General features: G+C 66.0%; 17 protein-coding genes. 12 read left to right on the top strand and 5 right to left on the bottom strand.

Going from position 1 to position 19,721, the window contains the following annotated elements:
• Positions 1-337: 337 nt before the first annotated feature.
• The 7 genes from argB to PKKP23_RS23235 all read left to right on the top strand — a co-directional run bounded on the left by argB (position 338) and on the right by PKKP23_RS23235 (position 7,503).
• Positions 338-1,237, top strand: a complete 900-nt coding sequence (argB, locus tag PKKP23_RS23200) for an acetylglutamate kinase (protein WP_017772391.1) — start codon at positions 338-340, stop codon at positions 1,235-1,237.
• 29 nt (positions 1,238-1,266) lie between these two features.
• Positions 1,267-2,049, top strand: a complete 783-nt coding sequence (locus tag PKKP23_RS23205; protein WP_411829011.1) for a pyrimidine 5'-nucleotidase — start codon at positions 1,267-1,269, stop codon at positions 2,047-2,049.
• Between the two features lie 161 nt (positions 2,050-2,210).
• On the top strand, positions 2,211-2,786 hold the full coding sequence (gene slmA / locus PKKP23_RS23210; RefSeq protein ID WP_240659114.1) for a nucleoid occlusion factor SlmA: 576 nt from the start codon (positions 2,211-2,213) through the stop codon (positions 2,784-2,786).
• Positions 2,787-3,077: 291 nt separating this feature from the next.
• Positions 3,078-4,223, top strand: a complete 1,146-nt coding sequence (gene metX / locus PKKP23_RS23220) for a homoserine O-succinyltransferase MetX (RefSeq protein WP_017772388.1) — start codon at positions 3,078-3,080, stop codon at positions 4,221-4,223.
• On the top strand, positions 4,220-4,828 hold the full coding sequence (gene metW, locus PKKP23_RS23225) for a methionine biosynthesis protein MetW (RefSeq protein WP_126878587.1): 609 nt from the start codon (positions 4,220-4,222) through the stop codon (positions 4,826-4,828). The genes metX and metW overlap by 4 nt, the downstream gene beginning before the upstream one ends.
• A 75-nt stretch (positions 4,829-4,903) precedes the next feature.
• Complete coding sequence (locus PKKP23_RS23230; RefSeq protein WP_126878588.1) at positions 4,904-6,298, top strand: AmpG family muropeptide MFS transporter; 1,395 nt, start codon at positions 4,904-4,906, stop codon at positions 6,296-6,298.
• Positions 6,295-7,503 (top strand): M48 family metallopeptidase, encoded by a 1,209-nt coding sequence (locus PKKP23_RS23235; protein ID WP_240659108.1) that lies wholly within the window; start codon positions 6,295-6,297, stop codon positions 7,501-7,503. The genes PKKP23_RS23230 and PKKP23_RS23235 overlap by 4 nt, the downstream gene beginning before the upstream one ends.
• Here PKKP23_RS23235 and PKKP23_RS23240 read toward each other — a convergent pair.
• From PKKP23_RS23240 to gatC, 5 genes are all read right to left on the bottom strand, one after another.
• On the bottom strand, positions 7,500-8,285 hold the full coding sequence (locus PKKP23_RS23240) for an exodeoxyribonuclease III (RefSeq protein WP_017772384.1): 786 nt from the start codon (positions 8,283-8,285) through the stop codon (positions 7,500-7,502). The two genes, PKKP23_RS23235 and PKKP23_RS23240, sit on opposite strands and share 4 nt — an antisense overlap.
• A 66-nt stretch (positions 8,286-8,351) precedes the next feature.
• Positions 8,352-9,191: a PPK2 family polyphosphate kinase gene (locus tag PKKP23_RS23245; RefSeq protein WP_017772383.1), complete on the bottom strand. Its 840-nt coding sequence runs from the start codon at positions 9,189-9,191 to the stop codon at positions 8,352-8,354.
• A gap of 137 nt (positions 9,192-9,328) precedes the next feature.
• Positions 9,329-10,813, bottom strand: a complete 1,485-nt coding sequence (gatB, locus tag PKKP23_RS23250) for an Asp-tRNA(Asn)/Glu-tRNA(Gln) amidotransferase subunit GatB (RefSeq protein ID WP_126878590.1) — start codon at positions 10,811-10,813, stop codon at positions 9,329-9,331.
• 1 nt (position 10,814) lies between these two features.
• Positions 10,815-12,317 (bottom strand): Asp-tRNA(Asn)/Glu-tRNA(Gln) amidotransferase subunit GatA, encoded by a 1,503-nt coding sequence (gene gatA, locus PKKP23_RS23255; RefSeq protein WP_126878591.1) that lies wholly within the window; start codon positions 12,315-12,317, stop codon positions 10,815-10,817.
• Between the two features lie 200 nt (positions 12,318-12,517).
• On the bottom strand, positions 12,518-12,817 hold the full coding sequence (gene gatC, locus PKKP23_RS23260; RefSeq protein ID WP_017772380.1) for an Asp-tRNA(Asn)/Glu-tRNA(Gln) amidotransferase subunit GatC: 300 nt from the start codon (positions 12,815-12,817) through the stop codon (positions 12,518-12,520).
• A 376-nt stretch (positions 12,818-13,193) separates the two neighbouring features.
• Here gatC and PKKP23_RS23265 point away from each other — a divergent pair, with 376 nt between their 5' ends.
• From PKKP23_RS23265 to rodA, 5 genes are all read left to right on the top strand, one after another.
• Positions 13,194-14,237 carry a rod shape-determining protein gene (locus PKKP23_RS23265; protein WP_017772379.1) on the top strand — a complete coding sequence of 348 codons (1,044 nt, stop codon included), beginning with the start codon at positions 13,194-13,196 and terminating at the stop codon, positions 14,235-14,237.
• Positions 14,238-14,357: 120 nt separating this feature from the next.
• Positions 14,358-15,479 carry a rod shape-determining protein MreC gene (gene mreC, locus PKKP23_RS23270; protein ID WP_126878592.1) on the top strand — a complete coding sequence of 374 codons (1,122 nt, stop codon included), beginning with the start codon at positions 14,358-14,360 and terminating at the stop codon, positions 15,477-15,479.
• Positions 15,476-15,988 carry a rod shape-determining protein MreD gene (gene mreD / locus PKKP23_RS23275; protein ID WP_017772377.1) on the top strand — a complete coding sequence of 171 codons (513 nt, stop codon included), beginning with the start codon at positions 15,476-15,478 and terminating at the stop codon, positions 15,986-15,988. Before mreC ends, mreD begins: the two co-directional genes overlap by 4 nt.
• Positions 15,989-16,046: 58 nt before the next feature.
• A complete protein-coding gene (gene mrdA / locus PKKP23_RS23280; protein ID WP_126878593.1) occupies positions 16,047-18,518 on the top strand; it encodes a penicillin-binding protein 2 in 2,472 nt (823 codons plus the stop codon).
• A gap of 19 nt (positions 18,519-18,537) precedes the next feature.
• Positions 18,538-19,686, top strand: coding sequence for a rod shape-determining protein RodA (rodA, locus tag PKKP23_RS23285; RefSeq protein WP_026120960.1), 1,149 nt, complete (start codon positions 18,538-18,540; stop codon positions 19,684-19,686).
• Positions 19,687-19,721: the final 35 nt, after the last annotated feature.

Raw genomic sequence — 19,721 nt, forward strand, 5'->3', positions numbered from 1 at the left:
AAGGCGGTCGAAACGGAAGGTTCGGAAATGATGCCACGAGTCGCGCCGCCCGACTGCGCGCGACCATCCCCGGCTGCATACTGCACCTACCTGTTTGTACCTTCCTGTTGCTGCCGCCGGGCAGGCATCCGCACGGCGCCAGTACATCTCTTGCGCACCGCGCAAGCGCGCCACTAAAACCCGGGCAAAACCTCGTGTTACCCCCAGCGCTGCCCATTCGGCAGTCCCCGAATGCCGGCCTGGAAATGCCTGTTGCAGCGCGCCAGTCCTGTACAATTCGCGGTTGATTCTCCCACCGCCGTCGATTCTTTCACCGTTTCACGCCGAGCCCGCTGCCATGTCCGAACCTGCCGACCTCTCGCAGATTCCCCCAACCCTCAAGGCCGAAATCCTGGCCGAGGCACTGCCCTACATTCGCCAGTATCACGGCAAGACCGTGGTCATCAAATACGGCGGCAACGCCATGACGGAAGAGCGGCTCAAGCAGGGCTTCGCGCGCGACGTGATCCTGCTGAAGCTGGTGGGCATCAATCCGGTCATCGTGCACGGCGGCGGCCCGCAGATCGACCAGGCGCTCAAGAAGATCGGCAAGCAGGGCACCTTCATCCAGGGCATGCGCGTCACGGACGAAGAGACGATGGAAGTTGTCGAATGGGTGCTGGGCGGCGAAGTGCAACAGGACATCGTTACGCTCATCAACCACTTCGGCGGCCACGCAGTGGGCCTCACGGGCAAGGACGGCGGTCTCATCCACGCCCGCAAGCTGATGATGCCGGACCGCGACAATCCGGGTCAGTACGTCGATATCGGCCAGGTGGGCGAGGTGGAAGCCATCAACCCAGCCGTGGTGAAGGCGCTCCAGGACGACGCGTTCATTCCCGTGATCTCGCCCATCGGCTTCGGCGAAGACGGCCTCTCGTACAACATCAACGCCGACCTCGTGGCCGGCAAGCTGGCCGTGGTGCTGAACGCCGAGAAGCTCGTGATGATGACCAACATCCCGGGCGTCATGGACAAGGCCGGCAATCTGCTCACCGACCTCTCCGCCCGCGAGATCGACGCCCTTTTCGCAGACGGCACGATCTCGGGCGGCATGCTGCCGAAGATCGCCTCCGCGCTGGATGCCGCGAAGAGCGGCGTGCATTCGGTGCACATCATCGATGGCCGCATCGAGCACTCGGTGCTGCTCGAAATTCTCACCGAGCAGCCCTTCGGCACGATGATCCGCTCGCATTGAGCAGCCACGGAAAAAGCGTGTCCACGTTCGTGCGCGCGCCACGCCGGCGGCCTCGTGCGCAGCGCGGCGCGCCGGTGTGGCTCTTCGATCTGGACAACACGCTGCATGCGGCCTCGCATGCGGTGTTTCCGGCCATCAACCGGGCGATGACGCAGTACATCGTGGATGTGCTCGAAGTCACCCATGACGAGGCGAACCAGCTGCGCACGGGCTACACGCAGCGTTACGGCGCCACGCTGCTGGGCCTCACGCGCCACCATCCGGTCGATCCGCACCATTTCCTCAAGGTCGTTCACACGTTCCCGGACCTGCGTTCGATGCTGCGCGCGGAGCGCGGTATCGCGCGCCTCGTCGCCGCGCTGCCGGGGCGCAAGATGGTGCTCACCAACGCGCCCGAAGCCTACGCGCGCGCCGTGCTTGCGGAACTCGGCATCGAGCGGCTCTTCGAGCGCGTCATTGCCATCGAACACATGCGCGACCGCCACGGCTGGCGCGCCAAGCCCGACGCCACCATGCTGCGGCGAGCCATGCGCGACGCCCACGTGCCGCTGCGCGACGCGACGCTCGTCGAAGACACGCGCGGCCACCTGAAGCGCTACCGGCGCCTTGGCATCCGCACGGTCTGGATCACGGGACACCTGCCCGCCCTGCCGCGCGCGCCCGGCGTGCCGGCCCGGCTACCCGGCACTGGCCGTCCGCATTATGTCGACCGCTGCATTCGTTCGTTAAAATCGTTGCACACCGGCGCCGGCCGGGCGCGATTCAAGGGGCGACACTCATGCAGCCAAACGCCAGACCTGACGCAGCCGTAGACGAAGATCCGTTCGACGCCGGGCGCTCCGCCGCGCCGTCGTCGCCACGAGCGACAACCGCAGACGGCGACGCGGAAGCAGGCGCCCCGTCGGCGCCCCAGCGGGCAAGTCGTCCGAAACCCGGCGAGCGTCGCGTGCACATTCTGCAAACGCTCGCCACCATGCTCGAAGCGCCCAAGAGCGAAAAGATCACCACGGCGGCACTCGCGGCGCGCATCGGTGTATCGGAAGCGGCGCTGTATCGCCATTTCGCGAGCAAGGCCCAGATGTTCGAAGGCCTGATCGAGTTCATCGAGCAGACCATCTTCGGACTCATCAACCAGATCGTCGCGAAAGAGCCGAACGGCGTGCTCCAGGCACGTGCCATCGGGCTCATGTTGCTCAACTTCGCCGCGAAGAATCCCGGCATGACGCGCGTTCTGACAGGCGAGGCGCTGGTGGGCGAGCACGAACGGCTCACCGAGCGCGTGAACCAGATGACTGAGCGCATCGAGGCATCGGTGAAGCAATGCCTGCGGGTGGGGCTGACGGACGCCAGCACGTCCGCAGCGTCGGCTGACAGCAACGCCGACGCTGTGGCAGCCGCCGTGCCGCTGCCGCCCGATTACGACCCGGTGGTGCGCGCGAGTCTACTCGTGAGCTACGTGATCGGCCGCTGGCACCGCTACGCCAAGAGCGGCTTTGCGCGCGAGCCCGGCGAACAGGCCGACGCCCAATTGCGGCTCATCCTGCAGTAGCGTCGAGGGCGGCCGTGGGCGGCCATGGATAAAAGGCCTAAGCGCCGCCGAACCCTCGCGTTCAACCGGAGCGCTTCATCCGGCCGCCGCGCATTTTCCGCTATACTCTGCGTTCACCAAGGCATCACCAACACGCGCCGATTTGCTGACTCGATTGCGGGCGCGCGAACCAGCCGGGCCAGTCCCAGCGGTTCACTATAAATGCGGCTAAAGAGGTCGTCAGCCGCGCACTCTCCTTCTTCCCGCGCACCGCAGACACCATTTAGCCGCCCTGTCATCTAGGCGGAATGAATGGAATCCATCGGGATCGTCGCTCCACAAAAACTGCATTTTGCCGAGCCGCTGCGTCTGCAGAACGGTAGCTCGCTGGCCGGCTACGACCTCATGGTCGAGACCTACGGCACCCTCAATGCCGAGCGCAGCAACGCCGTGCTCGTCTGCCACGCGCTCAACGCCTCGCACCACGTCGCCGGCGTCTACGCCGACGACCCCAAGAACGTCGGCTGGTGGGACAACATGGTGGGCCCCGGCAAGCCGCTCGACACCAACCGCTTCTTCGTGATTGGCGTGAACAACCTGGGTTCGTGCTTCGGCTCCACGGGGCCCATGAGCATCGACCCGGGCACGGGCCGGCCGTATGGGGCGCGCTTTCCTGTCGTCACCGTCGAAGACTGGGTCAACGCGCAGGTGCGCGTGGCGGACTCGTTCGGTATCGAAAAATTCGCGGCCGTGATGGGTGGAAGCCTCGGCGGCATGCAGGCGCTCGCGTGGAGCACGATGTACCCGGACCGCGTGGGCCATTGCATCGTGGTCGCGTCCACGCCCAAGCTCTCGGCACAGAACATCGCGTTCAACGAGGTGGCGCGCTCCGCGATTCTCTCGGACCCCGACTTCCACGGCGGCGACTACTACGCGCACGGCGTGAAGCCCAAGCGCGGCCTGCGCGTGGCACGCATGATCGGCCACATCACGTACCTCTCCGACGACGACATGGCCGCCAAATTCGGCCGCGCGCTGCGCCGTGCCGAAGGCGCCCACGACGCCTACAACTTCAGCTTCGACGTGGAATTCGAAGTGGAGTCGTACCTGCGCTATCAGGGCGACAAGTTCGCCGAATACTTCGACGCGAACACCTACCTGCTGATTACGCGCGCGCTCGACTACTTCGACCCCGCCAAGGCCTACGACGGCGATCTCACCGCTGCGCTCGCCCATACGAAGGCAAAGTACTTCATCGCGAGCTTCACGACCGACTGGCGCTTCGCGCCCGCGCGCTCGCGTGAAATCGTGAAGGCGCTGCTCGATCACAAGCGCCGGGTCACGTACGCCGAAATCGACGCGCCGCACGGCCACGACGCCTTCCTGCTCGACGACGCGCGCTACCACAACCTGATGCGCGCCTATTACGAACGCATTGCCGCCGAGGTTGGCGTATGAACCAGACCGCATTCAACAATCTCGCCACGCGCGAGGACTTCCGCGCCATCGCGCGCTGGGTGGAACCGCGCTCGACGGTGCTTGATCTCGGCTGCGGCGACGGCTCGCTGCTCTCGCTGCTCACCGAGGAACTGGAGGTGTTCGGCTACGGCATCGAGATCAACGACGCCGGCGTGCTCGCCTCCACGAAGAGCGGCATCAACGTGATCCAGCAGAACCTGGAAGACGGCCTGCGGCTCTTCGAAGACGCCAGCTTCGACTTCGCGATCCTCTCGCAGACGCTGCAGACCATCCACCAGACCGCCGCGATCCTGCGCGAGACGGTGCGCGTGGGCAAAGAGTGCATTGTGTCGTTCCCGAACTTCGGCTACTGGCCGCACCGGCTTTCGGTGCTGCGCGGCCGCATGCCCGTGTCGAAATCGCTGCCGTACCAGTGGCACAACACGCCGAACGTGCGCGTGCTCACGATCAAGGACTTCGAGGCGCTCGCGCCGGAAGTGGGCATCGAAATTCTCGACCGCGTGGTGCTGCACGGCGGCCAGACGGTGCGTTGGGGCGCGAACTGGCGTGGTAGTCTTGCGGTCTATCGCGTCAGGAAAAGCTGACCGGGCCGCCGCGACGGGGGCCGGTCGGCGCGAATCCAGCTCCATCCGCTGACCCACGCTCCACACCGCTGCCACATGCCGAATCCGCTGCACGAGGTACCCGCACTCACTGCCCACGAGGAACATCCCGGGTGGCGTGCGTATCTGAACACGCACATGCTGATCTGCGTGTTTCTCGGCTTCACGTCGGGCTTGCCGCTCTTCACGCTGGTCTACCTCGTGCAGGCGTGGCTGCGTTCCGAAGGCGTGAACCTCAAGGAAATCGGCCTCTTCGCGCTGATCCAGTTTCCCTACACGTGGAAGTTCGTATGGGCGCCGCTCATGGACCGCTACGTGCCGCGTCTGCCGGGCTGGCGGCCGGGCCGTCGGCGCGGCTGGATGCTGCTCACGCAGATTCTCGTGGCGGGCGCCATTGCGGCGCTCGGCTTCGTCTCGCCGCGCGATTCGATCTGGACCGTGGCCGCGCTCACCGCGCTCGTCGCGTTCTTCGGCGCGAGCCAGGACATCGTGATCGACGCCTACCGCCGCGAGTTGCTCTCTGACACGCAGCAGGGCCTCGGCAACGCGGTGCACGTCAACGCGTACAAGATTGCGGCGCTGATTCCGGGCTCGCTCGCGCTGATTCTCTCCGACCATCTGCCGTGGACCACGGTGTTCGCCGTCACCGCCGCGTTCATGCTGCCCGGCATGATCATGACGCTCGTGGTGAGCGAGCCCGCGGTGCACGGCACGCCGCCCAGGAACCTGCGCGACGCCATCGTCCTGCCGTTTCGCGAGTTCGTTGAACGCGACGGCTGGCGCGGCGCGCTCTTTGTGCTCGCGTTCATCTTTCTCTACAAGCTCGGCGACACGATGGCGACCACGCTCTCGACGTCGTTCTTCCTCGACATCGGCTTCTCTCGCACGCAGATCGGCGTGATCGCGAAGACCACGGCGTTCGGCGCGAGCCTGGCGGGCGGCATTATCGGCGGCGTGTGGCTGGTGAAGATCGGCATCGGGCGCGGGCTCTGGATCTTCGGCGCGTTGCAGATGGTCTCCACGCTCGGCTTCGCCTGGCTCGCCCAGGTGGGCCCCGGCTCGCCCGTGCTCGCTGCGCTCTACGACTTCACGGTGGGCGCGAGTCATCTCACGGGCAAGCTCTTCTCCGTGTTCGGCGCGAGTTCGCAGATGCAGCTCGATCCGCGGTCCGTCGCGCTCGCGCTCGTGTTCGGTCTGGAAACCTTCGCAACGGGCCTCACGATGGCCGCGTTCACCGCCTATATCGCGAGCACCACGGACCCGCGCTACACGGCCACGCAGTTCGCGCTTTTCACGAGTCTCGCCTCGGTGCCGCGTACGCTGGCGTCGGCCGCGAGCGGTTACGTGGTCGCGCAAATCGGCTGGTTCGATTACTTCCTTGCGTGTACCGCGCTTGCGCTGCCGGGCATGCTGCTGCTCGTGCGCATCGCGCCGTGGAGGCTGCGCTCGTGAAGCCGCGAGCCACTGTGGCAACGGACTGCGGACGCGGCGCGTCGTCGCCGGCATCGTCCCGGCTGAGCGCGTTGCTGATTGTGGGGGCGCTAGCGGCCACGGGGCTATTGCCCGCAGCACGCGCCGCCGATGCGTCCGCAGGTGGCACGGGCAGCGCGGCTGGCGTGGGCAGTACCCCCGGCACGAGCGGCACCGACACAGCGACTGGCGGCACCAGCGCGGCGACCAGCATGCCCCCTGCTACGGTGCCCGCATCGAACACAGCAGGCCATCCGCCTGCGGCTACGCCGGCTTCCGCCGCATCCACGACGGCACACGGCGCGCTGGCGCTGAACCCCGCTTCCGCAACGGCCGCGAGCGCCAGTTCCACGCCAGGCGGGACGCCCTTCAGCCCTTCGGGCGAGGTGCGCTACGGCCCGAACATGGCCACGTTCCGCAACCTGATTCCGTCGTCGATGCTCGACGCGCAGGCGGCAGCAGAGTTTCAGCAGATCGTCTACGGCGCGCAGCACCAGAACCGCCTGTACCCGGACACCGATGCGCGCGTGAAACGCGTGCGCGCCATCGTGGAGCGGCTCGCGTCCTACTCCTCGAAGTGGAACGACCGCGTGAAGGGCTGGAAGTGGGACGTTGCGGTGATCCAGTCGCCGGCGGTCCGCATGTACTGTCTGCCGGGCGGCAAGGTCGTGGTGTACGGCGGCATGCTGGACCGCGTGCGGCTCAACGACGACGAACTGGGCGTGCTCACGGCCCATGAGATCGCGCACGCGCTGCGCGAACATGCGCGCGAGCGCCTCGGCGAACAGCAAGCCGCGCAACTCGGCTCGGGCAGCATTCCGCAGCTGTTTGGCCTTGCCGATCTCGGCGCGGCGCCGCTCGGCATCGGTACACAGTTGCTCGAAATGAAGTACGAAAGCGCCGACGAAACAGAAGCCGACGTGATCGGCGCCGACATCGCCTCGCGCGCGGGCTACGATCCGCGCGCCGCCGTCACGCTATGGGACAAGCTCGCTGTCGCGACGCGCGCTGACCGCGAGCAGGGGTTCATCTACGTGCATCCGTACACGACTGCGCGCCGCAAGGACATCATGAAGCGGCTCACCGACATGCTGCCGCTGTACGCGAAAGCGGTGGGCAGCACGGTGGACGCGCTGCCCGACTACGCTGGCACCACGCCGCGCGCGCCCGCTGAACAGCGGCGTTAAGCCTTCGCCTTCAGCTTGTGGTCGTAGTCGACCGTGAGCGGTGCGTGGTCGCTGAACTTGATGTCGCGAAAGATCGAGGTGCGCTTCGCCTTGCCGGCAATGCCGGGCGTCGCGATCTGATAGTCGATGCGCCACCCCACGTTCTTCGCATACGCCTGACCGCGATTGCTCCACCACGTGTACTGCTCGGGCCGCTGGTCGAGCGTGCGGAACACGTCGACGTAACCCACTTCGTCGAAGAGCTTCGTGAGCCACGCGCGTTCTTCGGGCAGGCAGCCCGAATTCTTCTGGTTGCTCTTCCAGTTCTTGATGTCGATTTCCTTGTGGACGATGTTCACGTCGCCGCACACGATCACCTCGCGCTCCGCACGCAGCGCCGCGAGGTGCGGCATGAACTCGTCCATGAAGCGGTACTTGGCCTGCTGGCGCTCGTCGCCGCTCGACCCCGAGGGCACGTACACGGACACGATGGAGAGCTTGCCGAAGCGCGCTTCCACGTAGCGGCCTTCCGGGTCGAACTCCTTGCTGCCGAAACCGATCACGACTTCGTCCGGCTCATGCCGCGTATAGAGCCCCGCGCCGCTGTAGCCCTTTTTCACCGCGTGCTGGAAGTAGCCCGTGAAGTCGTGCGGCGCGAGAAATTCGGGCGTCATGTCGTCCTGCGAACACTTGATTTCCTGCACGCAGAGCACGTCGGCGCCCTGGGTGCCGAACCAGTCGAAGAAGCCTTTTTTCGCCGCGGAACGAATGCCGTTGAGATTGGCGGTGATCACACGCAACATGTCTTTCCTTTTTTGTAGTGGGTTGCCGCGGCGCCGCGCTCATGCGCCGGCGCACGCGGATCGTGCCTATTCCACCTGCAGGCCCTTCAGCGATTCCTTCGCCGCCGGGTATTCGAGGTTCATCGATTCGAGCAGACGCAGCAACAGTTCCGCCACCATGAGGTTGCGGTGCGTCTTCGAGTCGGCGGGAATCACGTACCACGGCGCGATCTCGGTGGACGTGGCCGCGAGCGCCTCGCCATAGGCGGTCTGATACGGGTCCCAAAGCTTGCGGGCCGCGAGGTCGGAGACGTCGAATTTCCAGTGCTTGGTGGGGTCGTCGATGCGCGCCTGGATGCGCTTGCGCTGCTCTTCCTTCGAAATGTGCAGCAGGCATTTGATGATCGCGGTGCCGCTCTCGGCCAGCAGCGACTCGAACTGGCGGATGTGGCGAAAGCGCCGTTCGCGCTCCACGTCGTCGATCTGGCCCAGCACGTAGGGCACGAGCACGTCTTCGTAGTGGCTGCGATTGAAGATGGCCAGCTCGCCCGCGGCGGGCGCGTGGACGTGCACGCGCCAGAGGAAGTCGTGCGCCGATTCGATGGGCGTGGGCGCCTTGAACGGCACGATGCGAATGCCGAGCGGGTCGACCTCGTGGAACACGGCGCGGATCGTGCCGTCTTTGCCGCTCGTATCCATGCCTTGCAGCACGAGCAGCACGCGCTGGTAACGCTGCGCGTAGAGCCGGTCTTGCTGCGAGTCGAGCTTCATCGTGACTTCGGTGAGGCGCTCGCGGTCGGCGTCTTTCGATCCGCGCGAGAACGGCTTCACGGCCGGGTCGAAATCTGCGAGCGCGAACTTCTTCGCCTTCTTGCTTTCGCTGAAGAACGGCACGCGGAAATCGTCGAGGTCGGGTGCTTTCGCCATCCAGTGCTCCAGTCAAGACAAACGCATTGCGGCGCGCCTGCCGGGGCAAACCCGCTGGTTCGCCCCGTTCGGTTCATGCGCGTGGGCGCGCGATGACGCGAATTGCGGCACGTTGAGGTGCGCCGCCGCCGGCCGGCTTACGAGGATAGCTTCTTCTTTAGCAATTCGTTGACCTGCTGCGGATTCGCCTTGCCCTTGGTCGCCTTCATCGCCTGGCCGATCAGCGCGTTGAACGCCTTTTCCTTGCCCGCGCGGTACTCGTCCACCGACTTCTGGTTGGCGGCCAGCACTTCGTCGATGATCGCTTCGAGCGCGCCGGTGTCCGAGATCTGCTTGAGACCCTTCGCCTCGATGATGCGGTCCACGGCGCCTTCGTCCGTGGCCTTCTCGTCCCACATGGCGAGGAACACTTCCTTGGCGATCTTGTTCGAGATCGTGCCGTCCGCGATGCGTTGCAGCAGCAGCGCGAGTTGCGCCGCGGAGACGGGACTCTGCTCGACATCGAGCCCTTCGCGGTTCAACTGCGACGACACTTCGCCCATCAGCCAGTTGGCCGCGACCTTTGACTGCGTTTTGTCCTGACCAGCGCCCGCCTTCGCCACCACCGCCTCGAAGTACCCAGCCATCGCCTTGCTCGACGTGAGCACGCCCGCGTCGTACGGCGTCACGCCGTACTGCTCGACGAAGCGCCGCTGCATGCCGGCCGGCAGCTCCGGCATCTCGCCCTTCACGCGCTCCACCCAGGCCGCGTCGATCACGAGCGGCATCAGGTCGGGGTCGGGGAAATAGCGGTAGTCGTGCGCATCTTCCTTGCTGCGCATGGAGCGCGTCTCGCGCCGGTCCGGGTCGTAGAGCCGTGTTTCCTGCACCACGGTGCCGCCGTCTTCGATCAGCTCGATCTGGCGGCGCACTTCGTAGTTGATGGCGTCTTCGAGGAAGCGGAACGAGTTGAGGTTCTTGATCTCCGCGCGCGTGCCGAATTCCTTCTGACCCACCGGCCGCACCGACACGTTCGCGTCGCAGCGGAACGACCCTTCCTGCATGTTGCCGTCGCAGATGCCGAGCCACATCACGAGCGCGTGCAGCGCCTTCGCGTAGGCGACGGCCTCGACGGCGCTGCGCATTTCCGGCTCGGTGACGATCTCGAGCAGCGGCGTGCCGGCGCGGTTCAGGTCGATGCCGGTCATGCCCGCGAAGTCCTCGTGCAGCGACTTGCCGGCGTCCTCTTCGAGGTGAGCGCGCGTGAGGTTGATGGTCTTCTCGTAAGCGGCCGCGCCGGTCTTCTCGTTGGCGGGCACCTGGATGGTGACGGTGCCGCCCTGCACGACAGGAATCTCGTACTGGCTGATCTGATAGCCCTTCGGGAGATCCGGGTAAAAGTAGTTCTTGCGCGCGAAAATGCTGCGCGGCGCCACCGTCGCGCCGATGGCGAGACCGAAGCGGATGGCGCGTTCCACGGCGCCGCGGTTCATGACCGGCAGCACGCCGGGCAAGGCGAGGTCGACGGGGCACGCCTGCGTGTTCGGCGCTGCGCCGAACTGCGTGGATGCGCCGGAGAAAATCTTCGAGGCGGTCGAGAGCTGCGCGTGCGTCTCGAGGCCGATCACCACTTCCCACTGCATGTCAGATTCCTCCCGGTGCCTTGCGATGCCAGTCGGTCACGCGCTGGAACGCGTCCGCGACCTGCAGCATCCGGGCTTCGTTGAAATAGTTGCCGATGATCTGCAAGCCCACCGGACGCTGACCGTTCGCGCCCGCGCCGAAGCCGCAGGGCACGCTCATGCCGGGCAGACCCGCGAGGCTCACCGAAAGCGTGTAGATGTCCGCGAGGTACATCTGCACGGGGTCGTCGCCCTTCGCGCCGATGTCCCACGCCACCGAAGGCGCCACCGGCCCCATGATGACGTCGCACTGGCGGAACGCTTCCTGGAAGTCCTGCGCGATGATGCGGCGGATCTTCTGCGCCTGGAGGTAGTAGGCGTCGTAGTAGCCGTGCGAGAGCACGTAGGTGCCCACGAGGATGCGGCGCTTCACCTCGGGGCCGAAGCCCTCGGCGCGCGACTTCTTGTACATGTCGAGCAGATCGCGATATTCGGCCGCGCGGTGGCCGTAGCGCACGCCGTCGAAGCGCGACAGGTTCGAGGAGGCCTCGGCCGGCGCGATCACGTAGTAGACGGGAATCGAAAGCTCGGTCTTGGGCAGCGACACTTCCACGAGCGTTGCACCGAGCGCCTCGTACTGGCGCAGCGCGGCGTCCACGGATGCGCGCACGTCTTCGGCAAGACCCGCGCCGAAGTACTCCTTCGGCAGGCCGATGCGCAGGCCGGCAAGCGGCTTGTTCGCAGCGGCATTGTCGGCGGCGTCGGCAGACCACGCCTTGCCGAGGTAGCGCGTGTAGTCTTCGTCGTCGCGCACGAGGCTCGTCGAATCGCGCTCGTCGAAGCCGGCCATGGCGTTGAGCAGCGTGGCGCAATCGGCGGCGCTGCGCGCCATCGGGCCAGCCTGGTCCAGCGACGAAGCGAAGGCGATCATGCCGTAGCGCGACACGCGGCCATACGTCGGCTTGATACCCGTCACGCCCGAGAACGACGCGGGCTGACGGATGGAGCCGCCCGTGTCCGTCGCGGTGGCAGCCGGCGCGAGACGCGCGGCCACCGCCGCTGCCGAGCCGCCCGACGAACCGCCCGGCACGGCCTTCACGTCCCACGGGTTGTGCACGGCACCGAACGCGGAGTTTTCGTTCGACGAGCCCATCGCGAACTCGTCCATGTTGGTCTTGCCGACGCAGACCATGCCCGCGCGTTCCAGCCGCGCCACGACCGTGGCGTCGAACGGGCTCACGTAGTTCGCGAGCATCTTCGAGCCCGCGGTGGAGCGCCAGCCGCGCGTCACGAACACGTCCTTGTGGGCAACCGGCACACCCGTGAGCGGACCGGCGTCGCCAGCCGCGAGACGGGCGTCGGCGGCTTTCGCTTGCGCGAGCGTGAGGTCCGGATCGACCTGCACGAAGGCGTTCAGGCCCTGCTGCGCTTCGATCCGCTTCAGATACAGTTGCGCCAGCTCCACCGCGGAACATTCCTTCGCGGCAAGCGCGGCGCGCAGTTCGGTCAAGCTTTTTTCATGCATTGCGTGGTTCCTGGAGAGCGCGGCAGCGCGCTGAAGCGCCGCCGGTGGGGTGCTGGCCTGCCCGCCGGCAGGTTGCGTCCCGAATGCAAAAAGGCCAAAGAGGCGGAGCGACGGATCGGGCGGAACGCGATCACAAGGTCGCCCCATGCGCCGCGGTGCCTGCGGCTCAAGGCCGCGGTATCGCCCCGCGGCCTTTGCGGTTACTCGAGCACCTTCGGCACGAGGTAGAGCCCATCCTGCACCGCCGGGGCCACGCGCTGGTACTCGTCGCGCTGCACGGTCTCGGTCACGGCGTCGTCGCGCAGACGCAGCGCAACGTCTTCGATCTGCTCGATCGGGTGCGCGAGCGGCGCAATGCCTGTGGTGTCCACCGCCTGCATCTGCTCGACGAGGCCGAAGAATTCGTTGAGCTGGGCAAGCGTGTGTTCCGCGTCGGCGTCGGGCAATTCGAGCCGCGCCAGGTGCGCAATACGCTTCACATCGTTGAGGGTCAGGGACATGCGGTCACCGGAAGAGATTCAGTGGGTCGCCGCGCCCAAAAAATGGTGCCGCGACAGTGGCTTACGACGCAGGAACCGGCCCCGAAAGGGCGTGCCGGCGACAGCAAAAAGTACCGTCCTTATCCTGCAAAACAGGCAAAATTATAAGGTATCATTACGCGTTCGACCCAAACCCGGACCGCCCTGCGCCCTTTCCCGAACGACCTGCGTCACACCGCAGCGGGATCGCAGGAAGCCGGGCAAGCCTCCGGTAGACATCCCCGCAGCTTCGTGCTCCCCATGGCGGCGCATCCGCCGACGCGAAGCTGTTTAATTATCCGCTGCCGCCCTCCACCCTTGCGATGCGAGGCACGGCCCCAGCGAGACAGGATTTTGAATGTTCGGTTTTTTGCGCAGCTACTTCTCCAACGATCTGGCGATTGACCTCGGCACTGCCAACACGCTCATCTACATGCGTGGTAAAGGAATCGTCCTCGACGAACCCTCGGTCGTCTCCATCCGCCAGGAAGGCGGTCCCAACGGCAAGAAAACGATCCAGGCAGTGGGCCGCGAAGCCAAGCAGATGCTCGGCAAGGTGCCGGGCAACATCGAAGCCATCCGGCCGATGAAAGACGGCGTGATCGCCGACTTCACCGTGACCGAGCAGATGATCAAGCAGTTCATCAAGACGGCTCACGAATCGCGCATGTTCTCGCCGTCGCCGCGCATCATCATCTGCGTGCCGTGCGGTTCCACCCAGGTGGAACGCCGCGCCATCAAGGAAGCGGCTCACGGTGCAGGCGCCTCGCAGGTCTACCTGATCGAAGAACCGATGGCGGCTGCCATCGGCGCGGGCCTGCCGGTGTCGGAAGCCACGGGCTCGATGGTCGTGGACATTGGCGGCGGCACCACGGAAGTGGGCGTCATCTCGCTGGGCGGCATCGTCTACAAGGGCTCCGTGCGCGTGGGCGGCGACAAGTTCGACGAAGCCATCGTCAACTACATCCGCCGCAACTACGGCATGCTGATCGGCGAACAGACCGCCGAAGCCATCAAGAAGGAAATCGGTTCGGCCTTCCCCGGCTCCGAAGTCAAGGAAATGGAAGTGAAGGGCCGCAACCTCTCGGAAGGCATTCCGCGCAGCTTCACCATCTCCAGCAACGAAATTCTCGAGGCGCTCACCGATCCGCTGAACCAGATCGTGTCGTCGGTGAAGATCGCGCTCGAACAGACGCCGCCCGAACTGGGCGCGGACATCGCCGAGCGCGGCATGATGCTGACGGGCGGCGGCGCCCTGCTGCGCGACCTGGACCGGCTGCTCGCCGAAGAAACCGGTCTGCCGGTGCTCGTGGCCGAAGACCCGCTCACCTGCGTGGTGCGCGGCTCGGGCATGGCCCTCGAGCGCATGGACAAGCTCGGCAGCATCTTCTCGTACGAGTGAAGCGGGGCTCCTGTCTGATGCCAGCGGCGCGGCTCGTCCGGGTTCCCCGGGCCGCCGCCCGCTGATGGCGCACTTCAGCGCCGCTGTTACGCCCAACCGCTCACGCCCCCGGCGCCGACCATGGAATACAGTCCGCCGCCCCTCTTCAAGCAAGGCCCGTCGGCTCTCGTACGGCTGATCTTTTTCGTCGTACTTTCGCTCGTGCTGCTCGTCTCCGACGCGCGGTTCAACACGCTGGAAATCGTGCGCGGCATTCTTGGTGCGGGCCTTTATCCGCTGCAGCGCGCAGCGCTCGTGCCGCGCGACCTCTTCATGGGCGCGGCGGATCTCGCCGTCACCAGTTCGCAATTACGCAGCGAAAACACCCAGCTCCACGCGAAGAATCTGAAGCTCGCGCAAGAGGCCAATCTTGCCGCCTCGCTCAGCGTGGAAAACGCGCACCTGCGCGCGCTGCTACAGCTTTCGCAGCACGCCAGCACGCAGTCGATCCCGGTCGAAATCCAGTACGACACTGCCGATCCGTTCACGCAGAAGATCGTGATCGGCAGCGGCTCGCAGCAAGGCATTCACAACGGCGCACCCGTCGTCAGCGAAGACGGCGTGGTGGGCCAGGTGACCCGCGTATTCCCGCTGCAATCCGAAGTCTCGCTGCTCACCGACAAGGACCAGGCCGTGCCCGTGCAGGTGCTGCGCACTGGCTTGCGCAGCGTGATCTACGGCACGCCGAAGGGCGACGCGCTCGATCTGCGTTTCGTGCCCATCAGCGCAGACGTGGTGGTCGGCGACGAACTCGTGACGAGCGGGCTCGACGGCGTCTATCCGCCAGGGCTGCCGGTCGCCAGGGTGATCCGCGTGGACAAGCAGGCCGACACCGCGTTTGCCCGCGTGATCTGCGTGCCGGTGGCCGCCGTGCGCGGCGCGCGCCAGATGCTCGTGCTGCGCTATCAGACCGACGCGCCGCCACGTCCCGCGGAACCCGAGCCGGCGTCCGCAGCAAAAGATGCGAAGGCGAAGAAAGGCGCCAAGGGTACCGATAAGGGCGCGTCCAAGGGCGCCGATAAGGGCACCGAAAAGCCGGACAGCAAAGCCGCCACCACGGGCAAGGCAGCAGACGCAAAAGCACCGCCCGCCGAAACGAAACCGAAAGCCGCCGAAGCAAAAGCACCCGCCGCTGCCGCCGGCAAGCCGGCCACGGCCCGTGCGGCCAGCCAGCCGCGCGCGGCGCAGGGGAGCAAGCCATGAACCGCCCCCAATACATCCTGCAGCCGGTCAATCCGTACTTCATCGTCTTCAGCCTCGCCGCGGCGTTCCTGCTGAACCTGATGCCGTGGGGCAAGCTGATCGGCGTGCCCGACTTCGTCGCGCTCGTGCTGCTGTTCTGGAACGTGCACCAGCCCCGCAAGGTGGGCATGGGCACCGCATTCCTGCTCGGCCTGCTCATGGACGTGCACAATGCGAGCCTGCTCGGCGAGCACGCGCTCGCCTACACGTTGCTCTCGTACGGCGCGATCACGATTCATCGCCGCGTGCTGTGGGTCTCGCCGCTCTGGCAGATGCTCGCCGTAATGCCGCTCCTCGTCGGCGCGCAGGTGGTGCCATTCATCATTCGCCTGTTGATGGGCGCGGCCTTTCCCGGCTGGGGCTATTTGATCGACGGCTTCGTGGAAGCCGCGCTGTGGCCGCTCGCCAGCATCCTGCTGCTGATGCCGCAGCGCCGTCCGGTAGACCCGGACGACACGCGGCCCATCTAGGCAGGCCACACCGCTTTCTGGGTCGCGATCTCCTCCCGCGCGGCCCTTTGGTTTACGCATGACCGAATTCAAGGACACCCAGCAGCAACTCTTCAGGTTCCGCCTGCGCGTGACGGCGGCGGGCCTGTTCGTGTTCGTCTGTTTCGGGCTCATCGTGCTGCGGTTCCTGTACCTGCAGGTCTGGCACCACAGCAAGTATTCGCTGCAGGCCGACGAGAACCGCATTTCGGTTGCGCCCATCGTGCCGAACCGCGGCATCATCACCGACCGCAACGGCGTGGTGCTCGCGAAGAACTACTCGGCGTACACGCTCGAAATCACACCATCCAAGCTCAACGACACGCTGGACAACGTGATCGACCAGCTCTCCACGGTCATCACGATCGACGCGCGCGACCGGCGCCGCTTCAAGAAGCTGCTGGAAGACTCGAAGCACTTCGAAAGCCTGCCCATCCGCACGCGCCTCACCGACGAGGAAGTGGCGCGCTTCACCGCGCAGCGCTTCCGCTTTCCGGGCGTCGAAGTGCGCGCGCGCCTGTTCCGCCAATATCCGCTCGGCCCCACGGCGGCGCACGTGATCGGCTACATCGGCCGGATCTCGCAGCGCGACCAGGAGCGCATCGACGACCAGAGCGAGCAGAACAACGGCGACCCCGAGCACTACGACCCGCGCCTTGACGCGAACAACTACAAGGGCACGGACTACATCGGCAAGATCGGCGTCGAAGAGAGCTACGAAACCGAACTGCATGGGCTGACAGGCTTCGAGGAAGTCGAGGTGACGGCGGGCGGGCGGCCTGTGCGCACGCTCTCGCGCACGCAGGCGACGCCGGGCAACAACCTCGTGCTCTCGCTCGACATCGGGCTGCAGGAAGTGGCCGAGCAAGCGTTCGCGGGCAAACGCGGCGCGCTGGTGGCCATCGAGCCTTCCACGGGTGATGTGCTCGCGTTCGTCTCGGCGCCGAGCTTCGATCCGAACTCTTTCGTGGACGGCATCGACCAGCAGACCTGGGACGAACTCAACAACTCGCCGGACCACCCGCTCCTGAACCGTCCACTGCACGGCACCTATCCGCCCGGCTCCACGTACAAGCCGTTCATGGCGCTCGCCGCGCTCACGCTGCACAAACGCACGCCGCAGTGGGGCTTCCAGGATCCCGGCTACTACACGTTCGGCAACCACACGTTCCGCAACGACGTGCGCAGCGGCCAGGGCTGGGTGGACATGAACCGCGCCATCATGGTGTCGAACGACACCTATTTCTACATGGTCGCGCACGACCTGGGCGTCAACGCGATCGCCGACTTCATGAAGCCGTGGGGCTTCGGCCAGATCACGGGTATCGATATTCCGGGCGAAGCGCGCGGCATCCTGCCCTCCACCGAGTGGAAGCGAAAGGCGTACCGCAAGCCGGAAATGCAGCGCTGGTACGAGGGTGAAACGATCAGCCTCGGCATCGGGCAGGGCTACAACTCGTTCACGATCCTGCAACTCGCGCACGCGGTCGCCACGCTCGCCGACAACGGCGTGGTAATGAAGCCCCACCTCGTGAAGGAAATCGAAAACCCCATCACGCACGACACACATCTCACCGTGCCGCACGAAAGCGGGCGCATCGACGTGAAGCAGTCGGACATCGACGTCGTGAAGCGCGGCATGGAAAACGTGATGATGAATCCGTCCGGCACGGCGTACAAAGTCTTCGCGAACGCGCCGTACGAGTCGGCCGGCAAGACGGGCACGGCGCAGGTGTTCTCGCTCCAGGGCAGCAACTATCGGGCGCACGGGCTTTCCGAAAAGCTGCGCGACCACGCGCTCTTCATCGCGTTCGCGCCGGTGGACCATCCGAAGATCGCGCTCGCGCTGGTCGTGGAAAACGGCGGCTGGGGCGCGGAATCGGCCGCGCCGATTGCCCGCCGCGTCATGGACTACTACCTGGTGGACCGCAAGAAACCCGGCATGCAAGCCGCCGAGGTGGCCGCGGCGGCGTCCGCGGCACAGGAAAGCTCGGCACCCGCGATTGGGGATACGGCGACGTCGGCGGTGGGCGCCGTTGGGCCCATCGCTATCGCGCCCGGCTTCAAGGCGCTGCCGATGCCGGTGACCGCGCAGGAAAAAGCGGCGTCTGAGGCGCTGGGCGCGTCGGGGGCGGTCGGTGCGTCGTCCGCTGCTTTGGGCGCATCTTCGGCTACAGCTTCCGGCACGGCGTCAGTTGCGTCGCCCGCTATTTCCTCACCCGCTACAGCGTCGCCAGGTGCCGTGCCGCGCGCGGGGACAGCCATGCCCACCGCCCGCCCAGTTGTACCTCGCGGGGCGAGTACCCCGGGCGCGGCGTCGGCGCAAGACACGCAGGCCCCGGCCACCCGGGCCGAAGCACCGCGCCGCACCGGACCGCGCCCCTCGCGCCGCGGCGCAGGCGACACCGCCTCCGCCGTGCTCGCACCGCCGCCTGGCCGCGAGACCGGCGGCGACGCAGCAGACCACACCGTCGTGCCACCCGCGCCCGCCACCGGCGGCATCGACGAGTAAGGAGAGCAGCATGCAGTTCATGCAAATCGACAAGCACGCCGTGCTCGACCGCATCAAGCGGATGTTCGCGGGCTTCGACCGTCCGCTCGCGCTTACTGTCTTCCTGCTGCTGTGCGTGGGCATCGTCACGCTGTACAGCGCGAGTCTGGACGTGCCGGGCCGCGTGGAAGACCAGCTTCGCAACATCCTGTTGACCTTCGTGCTGATGTGGGCGCTCGCCAATGTGCCCCCCACTACGCTGATGCGCTTCGCGGTGCCGCTTTACACCGTGGGCATCGCGCTGCTGGTCGGGGTCGCGATGTTCGGTCTCACGCGCAAGGGCGCGAAGCGCTGGATCAACGTCGGCGTGGTGATCCAGCCGTCGGAGATTCTCAAGATCGCCGTTCCGCTCATGCTGGCCTGGTACTTCCAGCGTCGCGAGGGCGTGATCCGCTGGTACGACTACGTGGTGGGCTTCGTGATTCTCGGGCTGCCGGTCGCGCTGATCGCCAAGCAGCCTGACCTGGGCACCGCGGTGCTCGTGTTCGCTGCGGGCTTTTTCGTGATCTATTTCGCGGGGCTCAGCTTCAAGCTGATCGTGCCCGTGCTGATTGCGGGCGTGATTGCGGTGGGGTCGATTGCGGTCTTCCAGGATCGCATCTGCCAGCCCGAGGTCAACTGGCCCTTGATGCACGACTACCAGAAGCACCGCATCTGCACGCTGCTCGACCCCACGTCAGACCCGCTCGGTAAAGGCTTTCACACTATTCAGGCGGTGATCGCGATCGGCTCGGGCGGACCGCTCGGCAAGGGCTGGCTCAAGGGCACGCAGGCGCATCTGGAGTTCATCCCCGAAAAGCATACCGACTTCATCTTCGCCGTCTTTTCCGAGGAATTCGGGCTGATGGGCGGCATCGTGCTGCTCACCCTCTACATGGCGCTCATTGCGCGCGGGCTCTACATCGCTGCCAATGGGGCAACGCTGTTCGGGCGACTGCTGGCGGGGTCGCTGACGATGGCGTTCTTCACCTACGCGTTCGTCAACATCGGCATGGTGAGCGGCATCCTGCCGGTGGTCGGCGTGCCGCTGCCCTTCATGAGCTACGGCGGCACCGCGCTCACGACACTCGGCATCGCGATCGGACTCATCATGAGCGTCGCGCGGCAAAAACGGCTGATGCAGAGCTAGGTAGCGCTGCGCGGTTGCGGCCCGCGCGGTGCCGC

Origin of the sequence: Paraburkholderia kururiensis JCM 10599 = LMG 19447 (assembly GCF_003986935.1) — a bacterium.
Taxonomy (GTDB): Bacteria; Pseudomonadota; Gammaproteobacteria; order Burkholderiales; family Burkholderiaceae; genus Paraburkholderia; species Paraburkholderia kururiensis.

Coding starts and splice junctions, on each gene's coding strand:
- argB (WP_017772391.1), top strand. CDS start 338: ATGTCCGAACCTGCCGACCTCTCGCAGATTCCCCCAACCCTCAAGGCC.
- slmA (WP_240659114.1), top strand. CDS start 2,211: ATGCTCGAAGCGCCCAAGAGCGAAAAGATCACCACGGCGGCACTCGCG.
- metX (WP_017772388.1), top strand. CDS start 3,078: ATGGAATCCATCGGGATCGTCGCTCCACAAAAACTGCATTTTGCCGAG.
- metW (WP_126878587.1), top strand. CDS start 4,220: ATGAACCAGACCGCATTCAACAATCTCGCCACGCGCGAGGACTTCCGC.
- PKKP23_RS23230 (WP_126878588.1), top strand. CDS start 4,904: ATGCCGAATCCGCTGCACGAGGTACCCGCACTCACTGCCCACGAGGAA.
- PKKP23_RS23240 (WP_017772384.1), bottom strand. CDS start 8,285: ATGTTGCGTGTGATCACCGCCAATCTCAACGGCATTCGTTCCGCGGCG.
- PKKP23_RS23245 (WP_017772383.1), bottom strand. CDS start 9,191: ATGGCGAAAGCACCCGACCTCGACGATTTCCGCGTGCCGTTCTTCAGC.
- gatB (WP_126878590.1), bottom strand. CDS start 10,813: ATGCAGTGGGAAGTGGTGATCGGCCTCGAGACGCACGCGCAGCTCTCG.
- gatA (WP_126878591.1), bottom strand. CDS start 12,317: ATGCATGAAAAAAGCTTGACCGAACTGCGCGCCGCGCTTGCCGCGAAG.
- gatC (WP_017772380.1), bottom strand. CDS start 12,817: ATGTCCCTGACCCTCAACGATGTGAAGCGTATTGCGCACCTGGCGCGG.
- PKKP23_RS23265 (WP_017772379.1), top strand. CDS start 13,194: ATGTTCGGTTTTTTGCGCAGCTACTTCTCCAACGATCTGGCGATTGAC.
- mreC (WP_126878592.1), top strand. CDS start 14,358: ATGGAATACAGTCCGCCGCCCCTCTTCAAGCAAGGCCCGTCGGCTCTC.
- mreD (WP_017772377.1), top strand. CDS start 15,476: ATGAACCGCCCCCAATACATCCTGCAGCCGGTCAATCCGTACTTCATC.
- mrdA (WP_126878593.1), top strand. CDS start 16,047: ATGACCGAATTCAAGGACACCCAGCAGCAACTCTTCAGGTTCCGCCTG.
- rodA (WP_026120960.1), top strand. CDS start 18,538: ATGCAAATCGACAAGCACGCCGTGCTCGACCGCATCAAGCGGATGTTC.